Annotated in this window: 18 protein-coding genes and 3 tRNA genes; 14 read left to right on the top strand and 7 right to left on the bottom strand. The window is 73.1% G+C overall.

The annotated features are described in order from the left end of the window. Window positions 1-14: 14 nt before the first annotated feature. On the bottom strand, window positions 15-1,565 hold the full coding sequence (locus ACFQ46_RS07395) for a zinc-dependent metalloprotease (RefSeq protein ID WP_380258690.1): 1,551 nt from the start codon (window positions 1,563-1,565) through the stop codon (window positions 15-17). 169 nt (window positions 1,566-1,734) lie between these two features. Here ACFQ46_RS07395 and ACFQ46_RS07390 point away from each other — a divergent pair, with 169 nt between their 5' ends. Beyond that, the gene (locus tag ACFQ46_RS07390) at window positions 1,735-2,883 is read left to right on the top strand and encodes a PDZ domain-containing protein (protein ID WP_380258688.1); all 1,149 of its coding nucleotides are present in this window, start codon (window positions 1,735-1,737) and stop codon (window positions 2,881-2,883) included. A 20-nt stretch (window positions 2,884-2,903) separates the two neighbouring features. Here the strand turns inward: ACFQ46_RS07390 and ACFQ46_RS07385 are convergent, their stop codons facing one another. After that, entirely contained in the window at window positions 2,904-3,497 is a 594-nt protein-coding gene (locus ACFQ46_RS07385; RefSeq protein ID WP_380258686.1) for a PPA1309 family protein, read from the bottom strand. A 204-nt stretch (window positions 3,498-3,701) separates the two neighbouring features. Between ACFQ46_RS07385 and ACFQ46_RS07380 the strand changes: the two genes are divergently transcribed. The 10 genes from ACFQ46_RS07380 (at window position 3,702) to ACFQ46_RS07335 (ending at window position 15,118) form a co-directional block, all read left to right on the top strand. Next, on the top strand, window positions 3,702-6,758 hold the full coding sequence (locus ACFQ46_RS07380; RefSeq protein ID WP_380258684.1) for a UPF0182 family protein: 3,057 nt from the start codon (window positions 3,702-3,704) through the stop codon (window positions 6,756-6,758). A 101-nt stretch (window positions 6,759-6,859) separates the two neighbouring features. Further along, a tRNA-Met gene (locus tag ACFQ46_RS07375) sits at window positions 6,860-6,936 on the top strand. 94 nt (window positions 6,937-7,030) lie between these two features. Next, window positions 7,031-7,107 (top strand) — tRNA-Met (locus ACFQ46_RS07370). Between the two features lie 109 nt (window positions 7,108-7,216). Further along, window positions 7,217-7,293, top strand: a tRNA-Met gene (locus ACFQ46_RS07365). 83 nt (window positions 7,294-7,376) lie between these two features. Further along, entirely contained in the window at window positions 7,377-8,774 is a 1,398-nt protein-coding gene (locus tag ACFQ46_RS07360; RefSeq protein ID WP_380258682.1) for a 3' terminal RNA ribose 2'-O-methyltransferase Hen1, read from the top strand. Window positions 8,775-8,797: 23 nt separating this feature from the next. After that, complete coding sequence (locus ACFQ46_RS07355; protein ID WP_380259218.1) at window positions 8,798-11,335, top strand: polynucleotide kinase-phosphatase; 2,538 nt, start codon at window positions 8,798-8,800, stop codon at window positions 11,333-11,335. Window positions 11,336-11,449: 114 nt separating this feature from the next. Then, window positions 11,450-12,073, top strand: a complete 624-nt coding sequence (locus ACFQ46_RS07350) for a hypothetical protein (RefSeq protein ID WP_380258680.1) — start codon at window positions 11,450-11,452, stop codon at window positions 12,071-12,073. 103 nt (window positions 12,074-12,176) lie between these two features. Then, window positions 12,177-13,316 carry a sensor histidine kinase gene (locus ACFQ46_RS07345; RefSeq protein ID WP_380258678.1) on the top strand — a complete coding sequence of 380 codons (1,140 nt, stop codon included), beginning with the start codon at window positions 12,177-12,179 and terminating at the stop codon, window positions 13,314-13,316. Between the two features lie 23 nt (window positions 13,317-13,339). Next, complete coding sequence (locus ACFQ46_RS07340) at window positions 13,340-13,993, top strand: response regulator (protein ID WP_380258676.1); 654 nt, start codon at window positions 13,340-13,342, stop codon at window positions 13,991-13,993. Window positions 13,994-14,155: 162 nt separating this feature from the next. Then, on the top strand, window positions 14,156-15,118 hold the full coding sequence (locus ACFQ46_RS07335; RefSeq protein WP_380258674.1) for a hypothetical protein: 963 nt from the start codon (window positions 14,156-14,158) through the stop codon (window positions 15,116-15,118). A 65-nt stretch (window positions 15,119-15,183) separates the two neighbouring features. Here the strand turns inward: ACFQ46_RS07335 and ACFQ46_RS07330 are convergent, their stop codons facing one another. Then, window positions 15,184-17,130: an anthranilate synthase family protein gene (locus tag ACFQ46_RS07330; RefSeq protein ID WP_380258672.1), complete on the bottom strand. Its 1,947-nt coding sequence runs from the start codon at window positions 17,128-17,130 to the stop codon at window positions 15,184-15,186. Between the two features lie 239 nt (window positions 17,131-17,369). Here ACFQ46_RS07330 and ACFQ46_RS07325 point away from each other — a divergent pair, with 239 nt between their 5' ends. Then, window positions 17,370-18,794, top strand: a complete 1,425-nt coding sequence (locus tag ACFQ46_RS07325; protein ID WP_380258670.1) for a glucose-6-phosphate dehydrogenase (NADP(+)) — start codon at window positions 17,370-17,372, stop codon at window positions 18,792-18,794. Continuing rightward, a complete protein-coding gene (locus ACFQ46_RS07320; RefSeq protein ID WP_380258668.1) occupies window positions 18,779-19,270 on the top strand; it encodes a GNAT family N-acetyltransferase in 492 nt (163 codons plus the stop codon). The genes ACFQ46_RS07325 and ACFQ46_RS07320 overlap by 16 nt, the downstream gene beginning before the upstream one ends. Window positions 19,271-19,300: 30 nt before the next feature. Here the strand turns inward: ACFQ46_RS07320 and ACFQ46_RS07315 are convergent, their stop codons facing one another. Further along, complete coding sequence (locus tag ACFQ46_RS07315; protein ID WP_380258666.1) at window positions 19,301-19,816, bottom strand: GAF domain-containing protein; 516 nt, start codon at window positions 19,814-19,816, stop codon at window positions 19,301-19,303. Window positions 19,817-20,115: 299 nt separating this feature from the next. Here ACFQ46_RS07315 and ACFQ46_RS07310 point away from each other — a divergent pair, with 299 nt between their 5' ends. Beyond that, window positions 20,116-20,427, top strand: a complete 312-nt coding sequence (locus ACFQ46_RS07310) for a hypothetical protein (RefSeq protein ID WP_380258664.1) — start codon at window positions 20,116-20,118, stop codon at window positions 20,425-20,427. Here ACFQ46_RS07310 and ACFQ46_RS07305 read toward each other — a convergent pair. From ACFQ46_RS07305 to ACFQ46_RS07295, 3 genes are all read right to left on the bottom strand, one after another. Next, window positions 20,411-21,097, bottom strand: a complete 687-nt coding sequence (locus ACFQ46_RS07305; protein ID WP_380258662.1) for a SemiSWEET family transporter — start codon at window positions 21,095-21,097, stop codon at window positions 20,411-20,413. The genes ACFQ46_RS07310 and ACFQ46_RS07305 overlap by 17 nt on opposite strands. Before the next feature lie 106 nt (window positions 21,098-21,203). Continuing rightward, window positions 21,204-22,385, bottom strand: coding sequence for an N-methyl-L-tryptophan oxidase (gene solA / locus ACFQ46_RS07300; protein WP_380258660.1), 1,182 nt, complete (start codon window positions 22,383-22,385; stop codon window positions 21,204-21,206). Beyond that, entirely contained in the window at window positions 22,385-23,470 is a 1,086-nt protein-coding gene (locus ACFQ46_RS07295) for a mechanosensitive ion channel family protein (RefSeq protein ID WP_380258658.1), read from the bottom strand. The genes solA and ACFQ46_RS07295 overlap by 1 nt, the downstream gene beginning before the upstream one ends. Window positions 23,471-23,492 lie beyond the last annotated feature (22 nt).

Here is a 23,492-nt window from a genome sequence, read left to right as displayed (position 1 = left end):
CCGCACCGTCGGCCTCACTGCGGGCGGGGACCCTCCTGGTCGGGACCCTCGGTCCCGTCCCCGGACCCGCCGTCGAGCAGGTCGCGCAGGGCGGCGTCCATCGCGTCCCCCTCGGGTGCGGTGGCGTCCTCGGCCCCCAGACGGCGCTCGACGAAGGCCGCCGCGTCGTCGAGGTCCTCCGCCGTGGGCAGCAGGTCCGGGTGGTCCCAGACCGCGTCACGGGCGCTGCGCCCGCCGCGGGCCAGGAGGAGCTCCCACAGCGCCGCGGCCTCCCGGGCCCGGCGCGGTCGCAGTTCCAGCCCGACGAGCACCGCGAAGGCGTGCTCCGCGGGGCCACCCGTCGCCCGGCGGCGGCGCATCGTCTCGCGCAGCGCCGCGGCGTGCGGGAGGACGTGGCCCGCGGCCTCGTCGGTGACGTGGTCGACCCAGCCCTCGACGAGCGCGAGCGCCGTCTCCAAGCGCGCGAGCGCGGCCTGCTGGGCGGGGGTGGACTCGGGTTCGAAGATCCCCGAGGACAGCGCCTCCTGCAGCGACTCCGGGTTGGTCGGGTCGATCTGCTGGGCCGCCTCGGCGATGCGGTCGCCGTCGACGGAGATGCCGCGGGCGAAGGACTCGACGGAGCCGAGCAGGTGGCTGCGCAGCCACGGCACGTGCGCGAAGAGGCGCTGGTGGGCGGCCTCGCGCAGCGCGAGGTAGCGGCGGACCTCGTCGAGGGGGACCTCGAGACCCTGCGCGAAGCTGCGGACGTTCTCCGGCAGCAGCGCGGACTTCCCGGAGGGCGCCAGCGGCAGCCCGACGTCGGTGGTGGAGAGGACCTCACCGGCGAGCTGGCCGATGGCCTGCCCGACCTGCATCCCGAACACCCCGCCGCCGACCTGGCGCAGCATGGCGCCGGCCGAGCCGAGCATCGCGGCCATCTCCGGTGGGGCCTGGGCGGCCATCGCGTCCCCCATGGCGGCGGCGACGTTCGTCGCGACCGGCTCCACCAGCTGGCGCCAGACCGGCATGGTCTTCTCGACCCACTCGGCGCGGCTCCAGGCCTCCAGGGTGCCCGCGGCGGCCTCGAGGTCGGTCTGGCCGTCGAGCCAGAGGTCGGCCACCCGCAGCGCGTCCTCGACCTCGCGGCGGTCGACGGCGTTGGGCGTGGGGTCGCCGTTCTGCGCGGCGGCCTGGCGGGCGAGGTCGTGGGCGACGTCCCAGTTGACGGGGGCGTCGGAGCCGCTGGAGAGGAACTTCTGCAGCTGGCCGAGGACCTGGCCCATCACGGCCGGGTCGAAGCCGGCCTCGCCGAAACCGGGGATGCCCTGCATGCCCGCGGGGAAGCCCGGGATCTGCCCACCGGGGAACTGGCCGCCCGGGAACTGACCGCCGAAGAGGGGACCGAGCAGGTCCTCGAGCGGGTTGCCGCTGGACGGCCCCGGTCCGGGGTCCTTCTTGCCCGGTGCGCCGGAAGGCCGGAACCCGGGCTGGCCGCCGCGCTCCTCGGGGAGCTGCTCGCCGCGGGTCTCCTCGGCGTCGCCCTCGCCCTCGGGACGTTCCCGTCCCTCGTCGTCTCGCTGGTCCACCGTGTCCTCCGCATCGTCGACCGGTCCGCGTCGTGTCGACGCGGTCCGGCTCGGTCCTCCTGCAGGTCGTCTCCCATGATGACGCCCCGCACCCGGAGCGACGACCGGCGGGCGGTCCGCGTTCCGCCTCCCGCGTCTTCTTCACCCTCGGCGAACGTAGGCTGAGGTGGTGTCGAGCGCGTCCCCCGGTGAGTCGATCGCTTCGCCCGAGCCCGGGGGGTCCTCCGCGGCGCTGCCCCGGGGGCGCTCCACCGCGCTGAGCCCGCGGGGCACGCTGCTGGCCGTCTCGGCCTTCACCGCGGTGCTGATCGCCGCGCTGCTGAGCGTCGTGCACGTCCCGTACGTGGCCTTGAGTCCCGGACCCGTCACGGACGTCATCGCCGGCGCGACGAAGGACACGAAGGGTCTGATCAGCATCTCGGGGCACGAGACCTATCCCACGACGGGGCAGCTGGACCTGACGACGGTCTCGCTGCGCGGGGGTCCCGGCCTGGAGATGACGCTGGGGGAGCTGCTCGCCGACTGGCTCGACCCGGCCGTGAACGTCGTCCCGCGCGCGCTGTACTTCCCGCCGACCCAGACCCAGCAGGAGGCCGACGCGGCCAGCGCGGCCGAGATGACGGGTTCTCAGACCAACGCGAAGGTCGCGGCCCTCACCGAGCTCGGGATCGAGGTCCCCGCGACGACGACCACCCAGGTGGACTCGGTGGCCTCCGACGCCCCGGCCGGCGCGGTCCTGCGCGCCGGTGACGTCATCACGACCCTCGACGGGACCGCCATCGCGGACTTCCCCGCGCTGCAGAGCGCGATCCGCGCCCTCCCCGGTGACGCCGAGGTGAGCATCGGGCTGACACGCGGCGGGAAGCCGCTGACCGTCACGACGAGGACGGTCAGCGCGAACGGGACGACCCTGCTGGGGATCACCCCCTACGTCGACTACCGCTTCCCCTTCGCCATCGACATCGCCATCGACGACGTGGGCGGCCCGAGCGCGGGCACGATGTTCGCGCTCGGCATCGTCGACGAGCTGACCCCGGGCGCGATGACCGGGGGACAGCACATCGCCGGCACCGGGGCCATCGACGCCGACGGCACGGTCGAGCAGATCGGCGGCCTGCGCCAGAAGGTGCTGGGGGCGAAGGCCGACGGAGCGACGTGGTTCCTGGCCCCGCGCGCGGAGTGCGCCCAGGTCGCGGGCGCCACCCCCGACGGCATCACGGTCGTCCCGATCTCGACCCTGCACGAGGCCCGCGCCGCCGTCGAGGCGATCGGCGCGGGCCGGGGCTCCACCCTCACCACCTGCGACCAGGCCCCCTGAGGGGCCCGCTCGCGGCGGGTTCAGTCCGTGAGCGTGGCCTGCAGGGCGCTGACGAGGCCGGGGACGAGGTCGGCACCCGTCCGGACCTCGCCGTCGGAGTCCTTGGAGCGTGAGCGCACGGCGCACTCGTGGCGGCCGTCGCGCAGCACGCCGACGGCGATCCGGACGTCCTCGGCCAGCGGGTGCGCGGCGAGGGCCTTCGCGCGGCCCTCCTCGTCGTCGGCGGCGGTCGCGGCCCGGACCTCGGCCTCGGCGTCCGGCGGGACGAGGATCTTCTCCACGACCAGCGCGGCCCCGTCGACGCCGTCGGGCCAGGCGAGCTGCGCGAGCAGGTCGTCGAGGTCGGCGACGTCGGGGACGCCCTCCTGCTCGACGGAGGTGAGGTGGTCGGCGTCCGCGCGGGCCTCGTCGACGACGTTGGCCGGCAGGCGCCACTCCAGGCCGGGATCGCGCTGGAGCGCGTCCGCGGTGCGCACGAGGGCGAACAACCGCAGCGGCGCTCCCCAGCCGTCGGAGGCGACGTAGCGCTCGATCTCGGCGACGGTCCGCCACAGGCCGGAGGAGCCGGAGGAGGGGGGCGGGGAGGTCAACGCGTCGGAACTCACGGCCCGCATGGTGGCACGAACGGCCGGCCGGCCGCCTCCACGTCGCCGCCCGCGGCCCCGGAAGGCCCCGTCAGGTCACCGGATCTGCACCGGGTGTGCACGTTCGCCGCCCAGCGGGCCGGCCGTGACAGCAGGGTGACAACGAAGTGGTCACGATGCGTGGAACCGGGACGACTCGGGGCACCCGGACGGGGGCTTGTAAGTTGCAGAACTGTGAGCTTCCCCCCGCGCCGCCCCTCTCGGCCTGTGCTCCGGCGTCGTCGCCGTGGCGCAGCCCTGCCGACCATCCTGATCCTGGTGGGGGTGGTCATCGCCGTGATGGTCGGCGCCCGCATCACGGCCGACGTGTGGTGGTTCGACGAGCTGGGCTTCCTCTCCACCTTCACGACGAAGCTGTGGCTGCAGATCGTCCTCTTCGTCGTCGGTGGCGGGCTGCTCGCGGCGGCCGTCGCGGTGTCGCTGACGATCGGGTACCGCTCCCGTCCCGTCTACGCGCCCGTCTCCACCGAGCAGGCCGGTCTCGACCGCTACCGCGAGTCGCTGGAACCGCTGCGCCGCGTCGTGGTGATCGTGCTGTCGGTGGCCGCGGGGCTCTTCGGCGGGTCGGTGGCGATGAGCCGCTGGCAGACCCTGCTGCTGTGGTGGAACCGCGTCGACTTCGGCACGAAGGACCAGCAGTTCCAGATGGACCAGGGCTTCTACGTCTTCTCGTTGCCGTGGTTCACGTTCCTCGTGAGCTTCCTCACCGCGGCCGTCGTGCTCGCCGGCATCGGCGGGCTGGCCGCCCACTACCTCTACGGCGGGCTGCGCCTCTCCGGCGGCGGTGACCGCACCACCCGCGCGGCCCGGATCCACCTGGCCTCCCTCGCGGCCGCCTTCCTGCTGCTGCGCGCCGTCGGGTACTGGCTGGACCGCTACGAGGTGATGACGAGCAGCTCGGGCTACGTCACCGGGGTCGTCGGCCCGACCTACACCGACGCCAACGCGGTGCTCCCGGCGAAGGCGATCCTGGCGCTCATCGCCATCGTCGTCGCCCTGCTCTTCGTCGCGGCCGCCGTCGGCTCGTCGTGGCGGCTGCCCGCGATCGGGACGGGCCTGCTCGTGGTGAGCGCCATCGCGATCGGCGGCATCTACCCGTGGGCCGTGCAGAAGTTCCAGGTGACCCCGAACCGGCAGAGCCTCGAGTCGGACTTCGTGAAGAAGAACATCGACGCGACCCGGGACGCCTACGACCTCTCCGACGTCGAGGTCTCCGACTACGCCGCGAACACCACGGCCACCCAGGGGCAGTTGTCGTCCGACGCGCAGACGATCCCCAGCGTCCGCCTGCTCGACCCCGCGGTCGTCGGCGAGGCGTTCCAGCAGACCCAGGGACAGCGCGGGTACTACAAGTTCGGCGACACCCTCGACGTCGACCGCTACGCCACCGAGAGCGGGACCCAGGACGCGGTCGTCGCCGCCCGCGAGCTGAACCTCGCGGGGCTGGCCCCCAACCAGCGGACCTGGGTCAACGAGCACACCATCTACACCCACGGCTACGGCGTCGTCGTCGCCCAGGGGAACTCCCGCGCCCCCGACGGCAGCCCCAGCTACCTCGAGGCCAACGTCCCGACCACGGGTGACCTCGGCCTGGACCAGCCCCGCATCTACTTCGGTGAGGGCACGACGGACTACTCCGTCGTCGGCGGCAAGGACAACGAGATCGACTACCCCGACGGTTCGGCCACGGGGTTCGCCACGACCAAGTACGACGGGTCCGGCGGCGTCGCCGTCGGGAACCTGCTGCAGAAGCTGGTGTACGGGCTGAAGTTCGGGGACCAGAACCTCCTGCTGTCCAGCTCGGTGACGGCGGACTCGAAGATCCTCTACGACCGCACCCCCCGCGAGCGCGTCGAGAAGGTCGCACCCTGGCTGACCATGGACGGTGACGCCTACCCCTCGATCGTCGACGGCCGGGTCGTCTGGATCCTCGACGGGTACACGACCTCGAGCTCCTTCCCCTACGCGGCGGCGACCGAACTCGGCGACGCCACCACGGACGCGCTGACCCAGTCCCAGGGCAGCAGCGTGCAGGCCTTGCAGGACCGCACCGTCAACTACGTGCGGAACTCGGTGAAGGCCACCGTCGACGCCTACACCGGCAAGGTCTCCCTCTACGAGTGGGACGACACCGACCCGGTGCTCAAGGCCTGGATGAAGGCGTTCCCCGACGCGGTGAAACCCCTCGCCGACGTCGACGAGTCGCTCATGCAGCACCTGCGCTACCCGCAGGACATGTTCAAGGTCCAGCGTGAGGTCCTCGAGAAGTACCACGTGACCGACCCGTCCTCCTTCCTCACCGGTCAGGACTTCTGGAACGTCCCCGCGGACCCGACCGTGGAGGTCCCCACGGGGGCCACCCGGCCCAAGCAGCCGCCGTACTACCTGACGTTGGCGATGCCGGACCAGCAGGACCCGACGTTCAGCCTGACCACGACGTACGTGCCGGCCTCGAACGCGAACACCTCGGGCACCCAGGTGCTGCGTGGTTTCGTCGCGGTCGACTCCAACGCCGGAGCCGAGACGGGGGTCAAGAACGCCGGGTACGGCAAGATCCGGCTGCTGGAACTCCCGCAGTCGACGACGATCAACGGCCCGGTGCAGATCCAGAACAACATCAACTCCGACACCGCGGTGGCCGACCAGGTCCGGCTGCTGACCCTCGGCGGCGGGTCGACGGTGAAGTACGGGAACCTGCTGACGCTGCCCGTGGGCGGCGGCCTGCTCTACGTCGAACCGATCTACGCGCAGAGCACCGGCGACAACTCCTTCCCGCGCCTGAGCCGCGTCGTGGCGGTGTTCGGCGACACCATCGCCATCGACACCACCCTGGACGGGGCGCTGAAGAAGGTGTTCGGCGGCAACGCCGGGGCGACCGCGGGTGACGCGGGGACCGCCCCGTCCACCGGGGCCACCCCGACGGGCACCCCGACGGCCGGCGCGACCGGGACACCCACCGGGAGTCCCACGGGGAGCCCCACGACCGGTGACCCCGCCACCGAGCTGCAGCAGGCGCTGGACACGGCCAAGCAGGCCATCCAGGACTCCTCGGCCGCGCTCGCCTCGGGCGACTTCACCAAGTACGGCGAGGCGCAGCAGCGCCTCACCGCGGCCGTCAACGCTGCGAGCGAGGCCCAGAACCGCCTCGAGGGCGGCGACGGGAGCAGCCCGTCGGCGAGTCCGTCCTCCTCGGCCGCGCCGCCGGACCCCACGGGCACCCCCACCCCCTGACCCACCTCCCGTCCGTGATCTTGCGGGGATTCCCTGCGAGATCACGGACGAGGGGAGGGATTTGGCCCCGCGGCCGTCGTGGCGTAACGTGGTGTTCACGACGCGGGGTGGAGCAGCTCGGTAGCTCGCTGGGCTCATAACCCAGAGGTCGCAGGTTCAAATCCTGTCCCCGCTACCAGTAGGACGAAGGCCCGGACCACACGGTCCGGGCCTTCGTCGTTCCCCCGGCGATTTGGGCTCACCCCGATCGTGGCGTACCGTAGGGACCACGACGCGGGGTGGAGCAGCTCGGTAGCTCGCTGGGCTCATAACCCAGAGGTCGCAGGTTCAAATCCTGTCCCCGCTACCAGTAGGACGAAGGCCCGGACCACACGGTCCGGGCCTTCGTCGTTCGCGGTGCTGCTCTCCCGCAACGGATTTGGCCTCGCGGCCCTCGTGGCGTACGATTGGTCCCACGACGCGGGGTGGAGCAGCTCGGTAGCTCGCTGGGCTCATAACCCAGAGGTCGCAGGTTCAAATCCTGTCCCCGCTACCAATAGGACGAAGGCCCGGACCACACGGTCCGGGCCTTCGTCCTTTCCCGTGCGCCGGAGCCGCCATCCGTGATCAGCTGGACCGGTGATCCTGACCCTCACCGCACAGCGACCGGCGCCCGACGTGCCCGCGGGCGACCTCGGGTTCCTGCTGCACAAGCACCCCGACCGTGTCCTCACCGCCGAGCAGGGCGCGGTGACCACCCACGTGTTCTACCCGGAGAACACCCCGGAGCAGACCACGCTCGCGGTGCTGCTGGAGGTCGACCCGGTCGGGCTGGTCCGCTCCGCCCGGGGGGACACGCAGAGCGTGCTGGGTCAGTACGTCAACGACCGTCCCTACGCGGCGTCCAGCATGCTCGCCGTCGCCCTCGGCCGGACCTTCTCCACCGCCCTCGCCGCGCGCTGCACCTCGCGTCCCGAGCTCGTGGACGTGCGCTGGCCGTTGCAGGTCCGCCTGCCCGCCGTCCCCGCCCGTCGCGGCGGCGCCGACCTGGTGCGCCGGCTCTTCGAGCCCCTGGGCTGGAGCGTCACCACCCGCGACCTGCCGCTGGACGAGACGGTGCCGACGTGGGGGACCTCGCGCTACGTCGACCTCGAACTCGCCGGCCGCGCGCGGATCGCCGACGTCCTGGCGCAGCTCTACGTCCTGCTGCCGGTCCTGGACGACGCCAAGCACTACTGGGTGGGGGAGGAGGAGATCGACAAGCTCGTGCGCCGCGGCGGCGACTGGCTCGCGGCCCACCCCGAACGGGACCTCATCACCGCCCGCTACCTCGCCCACCGACGCCACCTCGTGGTGGACGCCCTCGACCGGCTCGTCGACGTCGACGGCACCGCGGGCCCCGTCGAGGAACCCGAGGACGCCGAGGTGCGGGTTCCGCTGAAGGAGCACCGCCGCGCCGCGATCCTCGCCGTCCTGCGCGAGTCCGGCGCCGCACGGGTCGCCGACCTCGGCTGCGGACAGGGGCAGCTCGTGGCCGCGCTCGCCGCCGACGCGCAGTACACCTCGATCCTCGGGACGGACGTGTCCGTGCGGGCCCTGCAGCAGGCCGCGCGCCGCCTCCACCTGGACCGGATGCCGGACCCCGACCGCGTGCGGCTGTTCCAGTCCGCCCTCACCTACCGCGACGAACGGCTGAACGGCCTCGACGCGGCCGTCCTCTCCGAGGTCGTCGAGCACGTCGACCCGCCCCGACTGCCTGCCCTGGAACGGGTCGTCTTCGGTGAGGCCGCCCCCACGACGGTGATCGTCACGACCCCCAACGCGGAGTACAACGTGAACTACCCCGACCTGTTCGAGAACGGGTTCCGCCACGCCGACCACCGCTTCGAGTGGACCCGCGCCGAGTTCGCGCGGTGGGCCGGCGGCGTCTGCGCCCGGTTCGGCTACTCCGTCGCCACGCTCGGGGTCGGTGACGAGGACCCCGCCGTGGGGACCCCGACGCAGCTGGCCGTGTTCACCAAGGGGGTCGCCGCGTGAGCCGCGAACTGACCGTCCCCGCGATGAGCCTCGTCGTCCTCATCGGGACCACCGGGTCGGGGAAGTCCACCTTCGCCCGCCGCCACTTCAAGGCCACCGAGGTCGTCTCCAGCGACTGGGCCCGCGGCGTCGTCGCCGACGACGAGAACGACCAGTCCGCCACCAAGGACGCCTTCGAGGTCCTCGACTTCATCGTCGGCAAGCGCCTCGCCGCGGGCCGCCTCACCGTGGTCGACGCGACGAACGTCCAGCAGTCCGCGCGGAAGTCGCTGGTGGCGCTGGCCCGCGCGCACGACGTGCTGCCCGTCGCGATCGTCCTCGACGTGCCCGAGGCGGTCAGCGCTGAACGCAACCGCCACCGCGCCGACCGCGACTTCGGTCCGCACGTCCTGCGCCGCCAGCAGGCCGACCTCAAGCGCAGCCTCAAGGGGTTGCCGCGGGAGGGGTTCCGCACCGTGCACGTGCTGCGCGACCCCGCCGAGGTCGACGACGTCACCATCACCCGCACCCGCCTGTACACCGACCGCCGCGACGAGACCGGCCCCTTCGACGTCGTCGGCGACGTCCACGGCTGTCGCGAGGAACTCCTCGACCTGCTCGGGCGGTTGGGGTACGGCCTCGTCCACGACGAGGAGGGACGGGCGGTCGACGCGCTGCCCCCGGCGGGGCGGCGGGCGGTGTTCGTCGGCGACCTCGTCGACCGCGGGCCCGACACCCCCGGTGTCCTGCGCCTGGTGATGGGGATGGTCGCCCACGGCCACGCGCTCTGCGTCCCCGGCAACCACGAGCACAAGCTGCTGCGCGCCCTGCGAGGTCGTGACGTGCAGGTCACCCACGGCCTCGCGGAGTCCCTGGAGCAGCTCGCCGCGGAGACCGAGGAGTTCCGCGCGGGCGTGGTGGAGTTCCTGGACTCCCTGGTCTCGCACTACGTCCTCGACGAGGGCCGGCTGGCCGTCGCGCACGCCGGGGTCCTCGAGAGGTACCAGGGGCGGGCCTCGGGTCGCGTCCGCGACTTCTGCCTCTACGGCCAGACCACGGGGGAGACCGACGAGTTCGGGCTGCCCGTCCGCTACCCGTGGGCCAACGACTACCGCGGTCGCGCGACCGTCGTCTACGGCCACACCCCGGTCCCGGAACCGGAGTGGGTCAACGGGACGATCTGCGTCGACACCGGCTGCGTCTTCGGCGGTCACCTCACGGCGTTGCGCTGGCCGGAGAAGGAACTCGTCTCCGTCGCCGCGCGGGCGGTCCACCACGCACCGGCCCGCCCGTTCCCCGTGGCCGGGACGCTGTCGCCGGAGAGCGCGGTGCTGCGCGACCCCGACGTCCTCGACATCAGCGACGTCCAGGGCCGCCGTGTCGTGGAGACCGCCGACCACGGTCGCATCAGCGTCCGGGAGGAGAACGCCGCCGCCGCGCTCGAGGTCGTGTCCCGCTTCGCCCTCGACCCGCGCTGGCTGATCCACCTGCCGCCCACCATGTCGCCCGTCGCGACGTCGAAGCGGGAGGGGTTCCTCGAACACCCCGACGAGGCGTTCAGCGCGTTCGCCGCCGACGGCGTCGACACCGTGGTGTGCGAGGAGAAGCACATGGGATCGCGGGCGCTCGTCCTGCTCTGCCGGGACGAAGAAGCTGCCGCGCAACGCTTCGGCGCACCCGGTGGAGCGCTGGGGGCGATCTGGACCCGCACCGGGCGCAGCTTCTTCGACCCCGCGCTGACTGCGGCGCTCGTCGAGGAGCTGCGGACCGCCGCCGAGGCGGCCAGGTTGTTCGAGGAGTTCGACACCGGCTGGCTGCTGCTCGACGCCGAACTGCTGCCCTGGAGCGCGAAGGCGGGTCCGCTGCTGCGCGAGCAGTACGCCTCCGTCGGGGCGGCCGGTCGCTCGGCGCTGCCCTTCGCCGTGGGCGTCCTGGAGCAGGCCGCCGGGCGCGGGCTCGACCTCGGGGACCTGCTGCCGCGCACCGCGTCCCGGGCCACCAACGTCGCCGCCTTCACCGACGCCTACCGGCGCTACTGCTGGCCGACGGACGGGCTGGACGGGGTGCGGCTGGCCCCCTTCGCGCTGCTCGGCGCGGCCGGGCACACCTTCGCCGACCGCCCGCACGACTGGCACCTGGGGATCGCCGACCGCCTCGTCGCCGTGGCCCCGGACCGGATCGCAGCGACCCGGCGGATCGTGGTCGACACCACCGACGCGGAGTCGAGCGCCGCCGGGGTGGCCTGGTGGAGCGAGCTGACCGACGCCGGGGGCGAGGGGATGGTGGTGAAACCCCTCGCCAACCGGGTGCGCACCCGGCGGGGACTCGTCCAGCCCGGCCTCAAGGTCCGGGGCCGGGAGTACCTGCGCATCGTCTACGGCCCCGACTACACCGAACCCGCGAACCTCGAGCGGATCCGGCAGCGGAGCCTGGGGCGGAAGCGGTCGCTGGCCCTGCGCGAGTACGCCCTCGGCCTGGAGGGGCTGGAACGGGCCGCCCGGGCCGAGCCGCTGTGGCGCGTGCACGAGTGCACCTTCGCCGTCCTGGCGCTGGAGTCCGAACCCGTGGACCCCCGCCTCTGAGGACCACCCCCTACCGGGGTCGCACGTGCCGGCGGCTCCGGTGGGGGACGACGCCCGTGGGCCCGGGCCGGTTGACTGGCGTCGCTGCGGGAGTCGAGAGGTCGGGTGGTTCGGGTGGACGTGCTGGTGGGGACGCCGTACGCGGTGCTGGCGCCCGCGATGGTGCTGGAGGGGCCGGTGGCGACGTTCGCCGGCGGCACCCTGGTCGGGGCCGGTCACGCGGCGCTGCTCCTGGTGTGGTTGCTGGCGTTCGGGATCGACCTGCTCCTCGACAGCGGGCTCTACCTGCTCGGCCGGGCCGGTCGCCGGGCCGGGGGCCACCCGTGGGTCGCGCGCCTCAGCGCGAAGCTCGGCTTCACCCCGGACCGCCAGGACCTCCTGTGCCGCAAGGCCTCCGACCACCTCGGGACGGTCGTCGCCGGGGCGAAGCTCGTCGACGTGGGTGCCGTGCCGGCCTTCCTCGCCGCCGGCTACGCCGCCGTCGGCTACCGCCGGTTCCTCGGCTGGACCGCACTGCTGACCGCCGTGCGGGTCAGCGTCCTCGTCGGGCTCGGCATGCTGACGGGGGAGCACCTCGCGGCCCGCGTGGAGGGGGTCCTCGACCGGCCCTGGCTCGCGGTGCTCGCCGGTCTCGCCGTCGCCGGTCTCCTGCTGGGGGTCAAGACCGTCGTCGGGGCCGCGCTGGCGACGATCCGGTCAGGAGGTGGGCTCCTTGCTGCGTCGTTCCAGCCGGCGTGACCGGCCGGTCCGGGCGCCCCTGACCCGGCTGCCTCGTCCACGTCTACCCCGGCCCCGTCCACCCCGCGTCCCCGCGGCGCTGCGGCCGCTCCTCTCCGGCCGGGTGGCCGTGGCGCTCCTGGCGGTGGCGCTGTACGCCGTCGGGGCTCCGGTGGACGCCGCCGTGCACGGGGTCCCCGCCGGGTGGGCGCTGGCCGCCGTCCTGATGCAGTGCGGCGGGCTGGTGCTCGCGCTCTTCCGGGCCGACCTCGGGGTCATCGCGGCGCTGACCGGGGTGCTGCTCGTCGCGGTGGGGGCCGACCCCCAGGCCGGGCCGTGGCCCTGGACGGTCCCGTCGCTGCTGACGTTCGCCGCGCTGCTGCTGGTCCTGGGAGTGCGGCGGTTGTGGCGGGTCGGGGTGACCGCGTGGGTGGGCAGCCTCGCGCTCACCGTCGCCGTGGCCGGGCTCTTCAGCGGGTTCTCCGAGGACTCCGGCGCGAACCTCGTCGTCTACGGCTCGAACTCCCTGCTGGCGCTGGGCATCGGCAGCGCCGTCGGCGCACGCCGACGGGTGCGCGAGGAACTGGCCCGCTCGCGTCGCGACACCGAGCTGGAGCAGTCCCGGCGGGTCGTCGTCGAGGAGCGCAACCGCATCGCCCGCGAACTGCACGACGTCGTCGCGCACAGCATGTCCGTCATCGGCGTCCAGGCCACCACGGCGCAGTACCGCATCCCGGACCTCTCCCCGGCGGCCCGGGCCGAGTTCGACGACATCGCCGCCCAGTCGCGCACCGCGCTGGCCGAGATGCGGACGCTGCTCGGGGTGCTGCGCAGCCGCTCCGACGGGGTCGAACTCGCCCCGCGGTCCGGGCTGGACGGACTCGCGGAACTCGTCGAAGGCGCCCGCCGGGCGGGCTCGGACGTCCGGGTGCGCGTCGACCCGTCGCTGCGGGACCCGTCACTGCCGTCGGCCCTGGGGATCGCCGTGCACCGGATCGTGCAGGAGGGGCTCTCCAACGTCGTGCGGCACGCGACCGGGGCGGGCGTCGAGGTCAGCGTGCTGCGCACGGACCCCGGGGTCGTCGTCGAGGTCCGCAACGGCGTCGCTCCCGAAGGTTTCCCGCCCGCCCCCGATTCCGGCGGGCACGGGCTGGTCGGCGTGCGGGAACGGGCGTCGCTGCTGGGTGGCTCGGTGAGCGCGGAACCCACCCCGGACGGTGGGTTCCTCCTGCGGGTGTCGCTGCCGTGGGAACCTGGGGTGTGAGCTCCTCGGGAACGGTACGAGCCGTGGTCGTCGACGACCAGGCGATGATCCGGGCGGGGTTCTCCGCCCTGCTGGACGCCCAGCCCGGGATCGAGGTCGTCGGGCAGGCCGCCGACGGTGAGCAGGCCGTGGAGGTCGTGACCTCGGTGCACCCCGACGTGGTGCTGATGGACGTCCGGATGCCCGTCCTCGACGGGCTCGGCGCGACCCGCGCGATCCTCGCCGCGGGGCTCGACCCGGCGCCGAAGGTGCTGGTGCTGACGACCTTCGACATCGACGACTACGTGTTCTCGGCCCTGCAGGCCGGCGCCAGCGGGTTCCTGCTCAAGGATGCCACGCCCGAGGTCCTCGTCGACGCCGTGCGGGCGGTCGCGGTGGGCGACTCGCTCCTCTCGCCCGGGATCACGAAACGCCTCATCGAGCACTTCGTCGCCACCCGCACCCGCGGGGTGAACGTCCCCGCGGCCGTCGCCGACCTCACCCCGCGCGAACGCGAGGTGCTCGTCTGCATCGCCCGCGGGTTGTCGAACCAGGAGATCGCCGCAGAACTGTTCATCGCCGAGCAGACGACCAAGACCCACGTCAGCCGGATCCTCACGAAGCTCGGGCTGCGCGACCGCGTCCAGGCCGTCGTGCTCGGTTACGAGATCGGGTTGGTCAGCCCCGGCCACCCCTGACCAACTCCTGGGAGACTTCCCACCCTTCCGGGGCGGTGAAGGGTGGAAAATCTCCTAGGAGTTGCCGAGGCAGGGGTCATCCCGGTGTGCACAGGCTGGGTGCGGACGGCGCTCTGTGGACGAAGCGGTGAGCGTCCCGTCGACCCCTCGCACCATCGGCGGATGCCGCGTCGCCCCCAGGTGCCCAGTGCCCTCGCCCGCCACCCGTTCACGGTGGCTCAGGCCCTCGACGCGGGTCTGTCCCGACGCCAGCTCGAGTCCGCGGTGTGGCGTCGGCTGCACACCGGGGTGTACGTGCACCGCGACGTCGCCGTCGACGACGCGGTGCGGGTGCAGGCCCTGCGGTTGGCGGCCCCGGGCGAGGTGGTCTTCGCCGGTCTGACCGCGGCCTGGATCCACGGGGTGTGGACCCCGCCGCCGGGGGTCGACGTCCCTCTCGTCACCACCCGGGGGCCGGACGGGGCCGGGATCGAGCGGGCGGTGCACCGGTCCCGCCGGCAGGTCCTGCGCGCGGAGGACGACGACACGGTGGTCGTCGGTGGAGTTCTGGTCACCAGCTGGTTCCGGACGGTGTTCGACCTCCTCCGCGACGTCCCGCTGGTCGAGCGGGTGTCCGTCCTCGACACCTTCGCCGCCGCCGGACTGGACCTGGCGCAGTTCGCCGAGTACCTGGAGAGGCACCGCCGGTGGCCCGGCGTGGACTACGCCCGGACCGCGTTGTCCCTGTGCCACGGCGCGTCCCGCTCGGTGGGGGAGAGCCGGCTGCGGATGTGTGTCGTCCTGGCCGGCCTCCCCGAGCCCTGGGTGAACCCGTCCCTCCTCCTCACCACCCCGGACGGGTCGCTCCTGAGGTTCCCCGATCTCCTGGTCCGGGGGCGACGTCGGGTGTTCGCCCTCGAGTTCGACGGCGGGTACCACGACGACCTCCGGCAGCGCGACGCCGACGCCACCCGCGAGAGGCTGCTCGTGGTGCAGGCCGACCTTCCCGTGCTGCGGTACCGCTGGGCGAACCTGTGGCCGGCGCAGCGGGTCATGCTCGAGATCGCCCGCGCCATCGAGTGGCAGCCGATGAACGACCTGCGACCGGCCGACTTCGCCCGTCCCCGGTACCGGCTCCCGTGGTGAGCACTCCTGGAGAGTTTTCCACCCTTCCGCCTCGTGGGAAGGGTGGAAAACTCCCCAGGAGTTGGTCAGGGGGAGGTGAGGAGGGGTTCGACCAGGGAACGCAGGACGTCCGGGCCGCCGAGGGTCAGGACGGACTCGGGGTGGAACTGGATCCCGGCGAAACCCTCCCCGCGCACGGCGACGACCTCGTCGGCGGGACCGGTCGCGACGTGGATGCCCTCACGCGCGAGGCGCGCGATGGACGCCTCGTCGACCCGTGCGGTGAAGCTGTTGTAGAACCCGACGGTCGCCGCCGTGCCGAACAGGTCGACGTCGAGCTGGGTGCCCTGGTGGGGAGCGTCCTTGCGGCGCAACGGCAGACCCAGCGTCCCGGACAGCAGCTGGTGGCCCAGGCACACCCCGAGGAGGGGGTTCCCGCCCGACCGGGCGGCGGCCGACAACCGCGCGGCGAGTTCCTGCAACCGCGCGATCCGCGGGTCGCCGGAGTCCTCCGGGTCACCCGGGCCGGGACCGAGCAGCACCAGCCCGTCGTGGGCGGCGAGCTCCGCGTCCAGCGTCGGGTCGTCGTAGCGCAGCACCCGGGCCTGCAACCCGGCCGAGGCCAGCAGGTGCACGAGCATCGAGGTGAACGTGTCCTCGGCGTCGATCACCAGGGCCTGACCCAGGGGCGAACCCGTCGGCTGCTTCTGCGGTTCGAGCCAGAACGACGCGAGCCGGTCGCGGCGGGAGGCCAGCAGCGTCGCGACCCGCGGGTCGGCGATGAGCGGGACCCGGCGGACGGGCGCCCCGTCGGCGCCGGTGCGGGGCGGCAACGGGGGCAGCGCCCCGAGCGCGCGCAGCACCCCGGCGGACTTCGCGTGCGTCTCCGCGACCTCGCCCTCGGGGGTGGAACCCCGCACCAGGGTGGCGCCGACCGAGACCCGGACGGTGGCGGTGGAACCCTGCGCGCGGACGTCGGCCGTGCGGATGAGGATGGGGGAGTCGAGGGTCTGGGTGCCCTCGTCGTCGGTGCCCAGCAGCGCCAGCGCGCCGGCGTAGTACCCGCGTCCCGAGGGCTCGAACCGGCGGATGACCCGGCACGCGCTCTGCAACGGGCTGCCCGTCACGGTGGCGGCGAACATCGTCTGGCGCAGCACCTCCCGGGCGTCGAGGGTGGTCTGGCCGCGCAGTTCGAACTCGGTGTGGGCGAGGTTCGCCATCTCGCGCAGGTACGGACCGTGCACGACCCCGCCGAGGTCACCGACCGAGCACATCATCTTGAGTTCCTCGTCGACCACCATGAAGAGTTCCTCGACCTCCTTGGGGTCGGTGAGGAACTCCACGAGACCGTCGGCGTCGGGGCCGGTCGCGGGGTAGCGGTAGGTGCCGGAGATCGGGTTCATCACGACCTCGCCGCGGGCCATCCGGACGTGGACCTCGGGACTCGCGCCGACCAACGTCCGCGACCGCCCCTCGGCCCCGGGGACGTGGACCACGAACGTCCAGTAGGCCCCCTGCTCGGCGACGAGGAGGCGGCGGAAGAGGCTCAGCGCGGTCGTCGCGCTGAACCCGTCGATGACGCCGTCGACGTCGCGGCGGATGACGAAGTTCGCGCCCGAGCCCTGCGCGATCTCCTCGTCGATGATGCGGCGCACGACGGCGGCGTAGTCCTCGTCGGAGAGGTCGGGCGCGACGTCGCGCAGCGCGACCTCGGCGTCGGGCAGCGCCCGCAGCGCGTCCTCGAGCGCGAGGTCCTCGGTGGAGTCGATGCGCAGGACCTGCAGGGGGGTGTCGTCGTCGTGGACGTCGAACCCGCGTTCGCGGATCTGGCGGAACGGCACGAGGGCCAGGGCGTCGCGGGAGGTGCGCTCGCGCAACGGGATGTCGGCCAGGTGCTCGACGACCTCGACGGGTCCGCGCAGGACCTCGACGGGTCCGGGCCGGCCGCTGCGCGGGTCGAGGCGGCGCAGCAGCGCGAAGGGACCGGCGCCGGGCGCCAGCAGTTCCGCGATCAGTTCGTCAGCGGGTGTCATCAGGGGTTCTCTCCTCGAGGGGCTGGGGGAGCCGACCGTCGAGGGACCGTCACGGGAGGGCCTCCTCGACGAGGCGGCCACCGGGACGGGCAAGCGTCAGGCGACCGCCGACACCCACCACCACGCACCGCTGCACAGCGCGCGGGCGCTGTCGGCGGAGGCTCCCCGGAGGGACGCAGTGGTGGTCACGGGACCACCTTAGCCCCCGGTGCGCGACCCGGGACAAGTACCGTTCGCACGTGACCACCGCACCGCAGACAGCGCAGTCCAGCACCGACCGGCCCACGATCTTCGTCATGTACGGGGCGTCGGGCGACCTCTCCCGCCGGCTCGTCTCCCCGGCGTTCTTCGAGCTGGCCCGCCTCGGCCGGCTCCCGCAGCAGTGGCGACTCATCGGCAGCGGACGCCGTGACATGTCCCACGACGAGTTCCGCGAGTTCGTCCGCGAGGCGCTCGAGGAGTTCGGGCCGCAGCCCGCCGACGGCCCCTGGGACGACTTCGCCCAGCACCTGCTCTTCGCCGGTGGCGGGTTCAGCGAGGAGGACCCGGGCGCGCTGCTCGACGTCCTCGCCCAGGCCCGCGAGGACCTGGACGGCGACGCGCAGGTCGTGCACTACCTCGCCGTCCCGCCGGACGCGTTCCTGCCCACCACCAAGGCCTTCGCGGCGCACGGCCTCGTCGAGGGTGCCCGCGTCGTCTACGAGAAGCCCTACGGCACCTCGCTGGAGACCTTCGAGGAGCTCGACACCGAGGTGCAGCGCGTCTTCGACGAGTCGCAGGTGTTCCGGATCGACCACTTCCTCGCCTTCGAGGCCCAGCAGGACGTCATCCACGCGCGGTTCGCGAACCCGTGGCTGTCCTCGATCTGGAGCAACGAGTTCGTCGCGCAGGTCCAGGTCGACATCGCCGAGACCCTCGACGTCGCGCAGCGCGCGAGCTTCTACGACGCGACCGGCGCGTTCCTCGACATGATCGTCACCCACCTGTTCCAGATGGCCGCGACCGTCGCGATGGAACCCCCGGCCGACCTCGGCCCGGGGGCGTTGCAGGCCTCGCGCGACGCTGCGCTGCAGGACTTCCGCGAACTCGACCCGGCCGAGGTCGTCCTCGGGCAGTTCGAGGGCTACACCGCGATCGACGGCGTCCCGGACGACTCGCAGACCGACACCCTGGCCGCCTGCCGGGTGTGGATCGACAACGACCGCTGGCGCGGGGTGCCGTTCCTGCTGCGGTCGGGCAAGAAGATGACCGCCGACGAGCAGCGCGTCACCCTCGTGCTGAGGGCCCCGGCCGACGGCCCCTACGCGGGGTCCGACGTCCAGCCCGCCACGGTCAGCTTCTCGCTGCTCGACGGCGGCGCGATCGACGTCTCGATGACGGTGCGCACCCCTGGCGTGGCCGGCGGCACCGTCGACGGCACCGCGACGCTGCCGCTGCCGGGTCTCGACGGTCAGCAGCCCGCGCTGCCCTACGTCCACCTCATCGAGCACGTGCTCACCGGTGACCGGTCGCTGTTCACCGGGGTCGAGGGGCTGCGGGCCGCGTGGACCGTCATCGACCGGTTCTCCGCGAACCGTCCGGCGGTCGAGTCCTACGCGCCGGGCACCTGGGGCCCGGCGTCGGTCGAGGCACTGGCGGAGCCGGGACAGTGGATCCTGCGGTAGTCCTGCGGCGCGCGGTGGACGGTGACGCGGGGGAACTGCTCACCGTCCAGCGCGCGGCCTTCGTCAGCGAGGCCCAGCGCTACGGAGACCCCTCCATGCCCCCGTTGCGCGAGGACCTCGACGCGGTCCTCGCGGCGATCGGGGAGCAGGTCGTGCTCGTCGCCCTGCGCGGCACCCGCCTCGTCGGGGCCGTCCGCGGACGGGTCGAGGGGAGCACCGCCCACGTGGGGCGTCTCGCCGTCGCCCCCGACCAGCAGCGGCAGGGGTTGGGGTCCGCCCTGCTCGGTGCCCTCGAAGAGGCGCTGCCGCAGGGGATCACCGAGCTGCGGTTGTTCACCGGCGGGGATTCCGCGGCGACCATCGCCCGCTACGAACGGGCCGGCTACGTCCGGGCCGGCGAGTCCGTCGACGACCACGGCACCACCCTGGTCCACCTGGTGAAGGAGGTCGGGGACCCGGCCCGGACGATCGGGTAGCCCGTCACCGGGCGAGGGGCACCGCCGGTCTCACAGCGTCGTGAGGCCGTCGCGGTGCTCCTCGAAGATGGCGACGATCTCCGCGGCCGCGCGTTCCAGCTCCGCGATCTCCCCGGGGCCGAACTCGTGCGGTTCGACGCCCAGGACGCAGTGCGCACCCACGACGCTCCCGTCGCGGGTGCGCAGGGGCACGCCGGCGTAGGAGCGCACCCCGGCGTCGGTCACCACGGGGTTGTCGTGCTGGAGCGGATCGAGGGCGGCGTCGGGAACGACGTGGGGAGCGCCCTCGACGACCGTCGTGGTGCAGAACGACCACTCCGCGGGCAGACCGCCGACTTCCGCGACCCAGCTGACCAGTCCGTGGCTGCCCGCGAAGACGACCGAGGAGTCCAGCACCAAGCTGACCAGGCTGAGGGGGAACCCCAGGCCGGCCGCGGTGCGGGAGGCCACCTGGTCCAGTCGGTGCTTCAGATCGGGGTGGATCCCGTCCCAGGTCGCGACCGCCTCCAGCCGCGAGCGGTCGGTCAGCACGCCGGCCTCGTCCATTGCAGCTCCTCGTCCTCGACGTCCTCGACACCACCGCCGTCACCGCGGCGGGTGCCCGCTGCTCGTGGACGGGCCCGGTCTTCCCATCGGCTTCCCGCCGGGGGACCTGCAGCCCCGTCCGCCCCACCACCCGTCCGCGCCACCCGGACGGCCCCGTCGGGGTCGACCGGTCACCGGGAGGCGCCCGACCGCCGCCGTGATCACGGGAGTGGCTCGCGACAGCACCCCTCGGCCACCACCCGTCCGCTTCACCCCCCTGGAGGCTCCGCGACGTGGTCTCCCGTGCCGATGTCTCCAGCATGAGATCGGGACAGGCGGAGCTGACCGCGCCGGCGCGCCGCTCCTCGCGTCAGGTGGAACCCCCGACGACGGTGGAGTGGCTGCGACGCCTGGCCGACGTCTCGGGTCCCGAGCAGGCCCTGCAGGTGTGGAGCGAGGCCGCGCTGGCCACGGGCCGCCTGGGCATGGAGCTGGGTCCCGACGACCTCGAGTGCGTCGGGCAGTGGCTGGTGCAGCACTGCGCCGACCAGCCGATGCGGATGGCCGTGCGCAGCTGCCTGGTCCGCCTGCACGTGCACCGGGCGATGAACCGGGTCACGCCGCCAGCGTGAGGGTGGCCCGGCGGGCGAGGACCAGCGGGCGGACGAGGAGGCGGCCCGGGACGCCGAAGCGGCCCTCGTGCAGGGCGCGGGCGACCGCGAGGGGCGGGCAGCGGCGCGAGAGGACGACCCCCGCCAGGACCGCGGAGACGACGGAGCAGACCACGACGGAGGGCTGTCCCGTCCCGAGGCCGTAGACCGCCCACAGCGTGGCCGACAGCTGGGTCAGGACGAACGACGCGGGCGCGAGGCCGTGCAGCGGTTCGCGGCGCAGGACGGTGCGGACCTGGGGCAGCATCTTCACCAGCGAGACCGCGGTGGCGACCACGCCGACGAGGGCCGGACCCCCGAGGAGGAACGCCACCGCGACGAGCGGGACCCAGGCCGCCACGCACACCAGGGCCGGGGTCAGGGCCACGCCGAGACGACGGGCGGCGAGGACGACGGTCACGACCGCGCAGGCGAGGCCGGGGACGTTCGCGACGAGCTGGGCCGGGTCGAGCAGCAGGAACCCGTAGGTCAGCCAACTGCCGGAACTCAGCACGCCGAGGACCGCGGAGGAGAAGGACAGGCCGCTGGCGTCGGGGCTGCGCAGCAGGCGGAGCACCTGCGGGACCCCCGTGAGGATGCCGATGGCGGCGGCGACGAGACCGAGGGAAGGGATCAACAGGGCGAAGGGCACGTGCCTGTGTGTCGACGCGCCCCCCGGCACCCCTTGAGCGGGTCGCCCGTCCGTCCCCGTTGAGAGCTGCGTCACACCGCCGGGGTCGTCTCGTGCCGGGCTCCGGTCAGCCCCGCAGCAGGAAGGCCGGGACGAAGGCCGGGTCGGTCAGGGCGGGACGGTCGGCGCGGAAGCTCCCGATGGGGTGCGACGACCGGCCGTCGACCACGAGCTCGGCCAGGACCTCGCCCAGCAGGCCCGAGAACTTCGCGGCGTGACCGGCACCCAGACCCAGCACGATGCGGGGGTGCCCGGGAAGGGCGTCGACGACGAAGTCGCGGTCCGGCGGCATGTCGTAGACGCAGGTCTTGCTGTACAGCTCGCGCCCGATCCCGGTTGGCAACCGGTCCCGGACGAAGTCCGCCAGCAGGTCCGTCTCGGCCGGGATCGGCTCCCGGGTGCGGGTCTGCTGCGTCACGAAGTTCCCGGTGACGTCGCGGGAGACCTTGATCGCGACCTCGCCGTAGACGGGGAACCCGTAGAACATCATCTCGTCGTGCCAGACCCACACCGGGAACCGCCCGATGGAGAAGTCCTTGACGTGGGGGGTCGCGAAGTAGGCGACCTGCTCCTGGCTGATGGTCGTCGTCCAGGTCTGGCCGAGGTCCCGCAGCAGGTCGTCCGCCCAGGAGGCGGTGGCCACGACGACGTGGTCCGCGGTGTGCACGCCCTCGTCGGTGAACACCCGCACGCCGTGGGCGTAGCTCTCGAGGCGACGGACCGGCGTGCGCTCGAGGAACGTGACGCCCGCCCCCTCGGCGAGCGCGACGTGCGTCTGGCGGGAACGGCGGACGTCCAGCAGGCCCGTCTCGTGCTGGTACGTCGCCCGCACGTCCTCGTCGATGCGGAACTGCGGGAAGCGCTCGAGGAGGCCGGCGGTGTCCAGCGCCTCCCACGGGTGGCCGTTCTCGGTGAGGGTGCGGCGGTAGTTCTCGACGCCCTGCACCCCGGGGGTGCCTTCGACGGCGATGTCCAGGCCACCCGTCTCGAACACCAGCTGCTGACCGCTGCGGTCCTGCAACCTCGCCCAGTTGTCGTAGGCGGGACGGGTCAGGCGACCGTAGACGCTGTCGTGGTAGCTGTGCCGGATGATCCGCGAGTGGTCCTCGGACGCGCCGTGGGCGTGGCCGAGCTCATACTGCTCGAGCACCAGCACGTCGGTCTGGCCGCGTTCGGCCAGCCAGTAGGCGGCCGCGGAGCCGATGGCGCCGGCGCCGACGACGATCGTCTGGAGGTGCGCGCTCCCCATCAGCCCGTCACCGTCCGCGTCGCCCGGTGACCGTCCTGCTGCGGGATGTGGACGGCCCGCGGGGTGTCCATCCGGACCTTGGGCAGGGCGCCCGGGTGCTCGCGGCGCAGGAGGGCGACGAGTTCCTCGCGCACCGCGCAGCGCAGGTCGAAGAGTTCCCCGCCCGAGTCCGCGCTGACCAGCACCCGGAAGGAGACGAACGAGTTCCGCGCGTCGGTCACCTGCAGCGCGTAGGTCTGGCCGTTCCAGAGCGGGTGGTCCTTCACGAAAGCCTCTGCGTGCGAACGGACCTCGTCGAAGGGGACGGTCCAGTCGACGTCGAAGTCGACGCTGCCGATGATGTCCGAGGAGTTCCGTGTCCAGTTCGCGAACGGCGTCGTCGTGAAGTACGTGGAGGGGAGGATGAGACGCCGCTGGTCCCACAGCTTCACCACGACGTAGGTGAGGGTGATGTCCTCGATGTTGCCCCACTCCTCCTCGACGACCACGACGTCGTCGACGCGGATCCCGTCGGTGAAGGCGATCTGCAACCCGGCGAAGATGTTCGCCAGCGAGGTCTGCGCGGCCAGGCCGGCGACCACCGAGAGCAACCCGGCCGAGGCCAGCACGCTCGCGCCCGCGCCGCGCGCACCGGGGATCGTCAGCAGCATCGAGGCCACGGCGACGACGATGATGAGGGCCACCGCGACGCGCTTGACCAGCTGCACCTGGGTGCGGCGCTGGCGCTGGCGGCGGTTGTCCTTGACGTCGATCCGGTAGCGCAGCAGCAGGACGTCCTGGACGACGTTCGCGGCGACCACCGCCAGCCAGGCCCCGAAGGCGACGGTCAGCAGGGTCAGCGCGAAGAACGTCGGCTGCTGCCAGTCGGCGGTCTGGGAGTAGATCTTCAGCGCCCACTGCGCGGCCAGGGTGGCCATGAACCCCGCGAGGGGTCGCCGTCCCCGCTGGGCGAGGGTGGCGAGGATCTCGTGGTTGCGGCCGAGGCGGCGGACACCGAGGGCGACGAGCTCGCCGACGACGGCGGCCGCGACGGCGGCCACGACGGCGACGGCCAGGGTCAGCCAGACGGAGGTGCTGATGTTCACGTGGTGCGGCTCCTCAGGGATC

It is taken from the genome of Kineococcus sp. GCM10028916 (genome assembly GCF_042674865.1).
Taxonomy (GTDB): domain Bacteria; phylum Actinomycetota; class Actinomycetes; order Actinomycetales; family Kineococcaceae; genus Kineococcus.
Note: the sequence above shows the minus strand (reverse complement) of the source record. Positions and strands in the feature narration are given on the sequence as shown.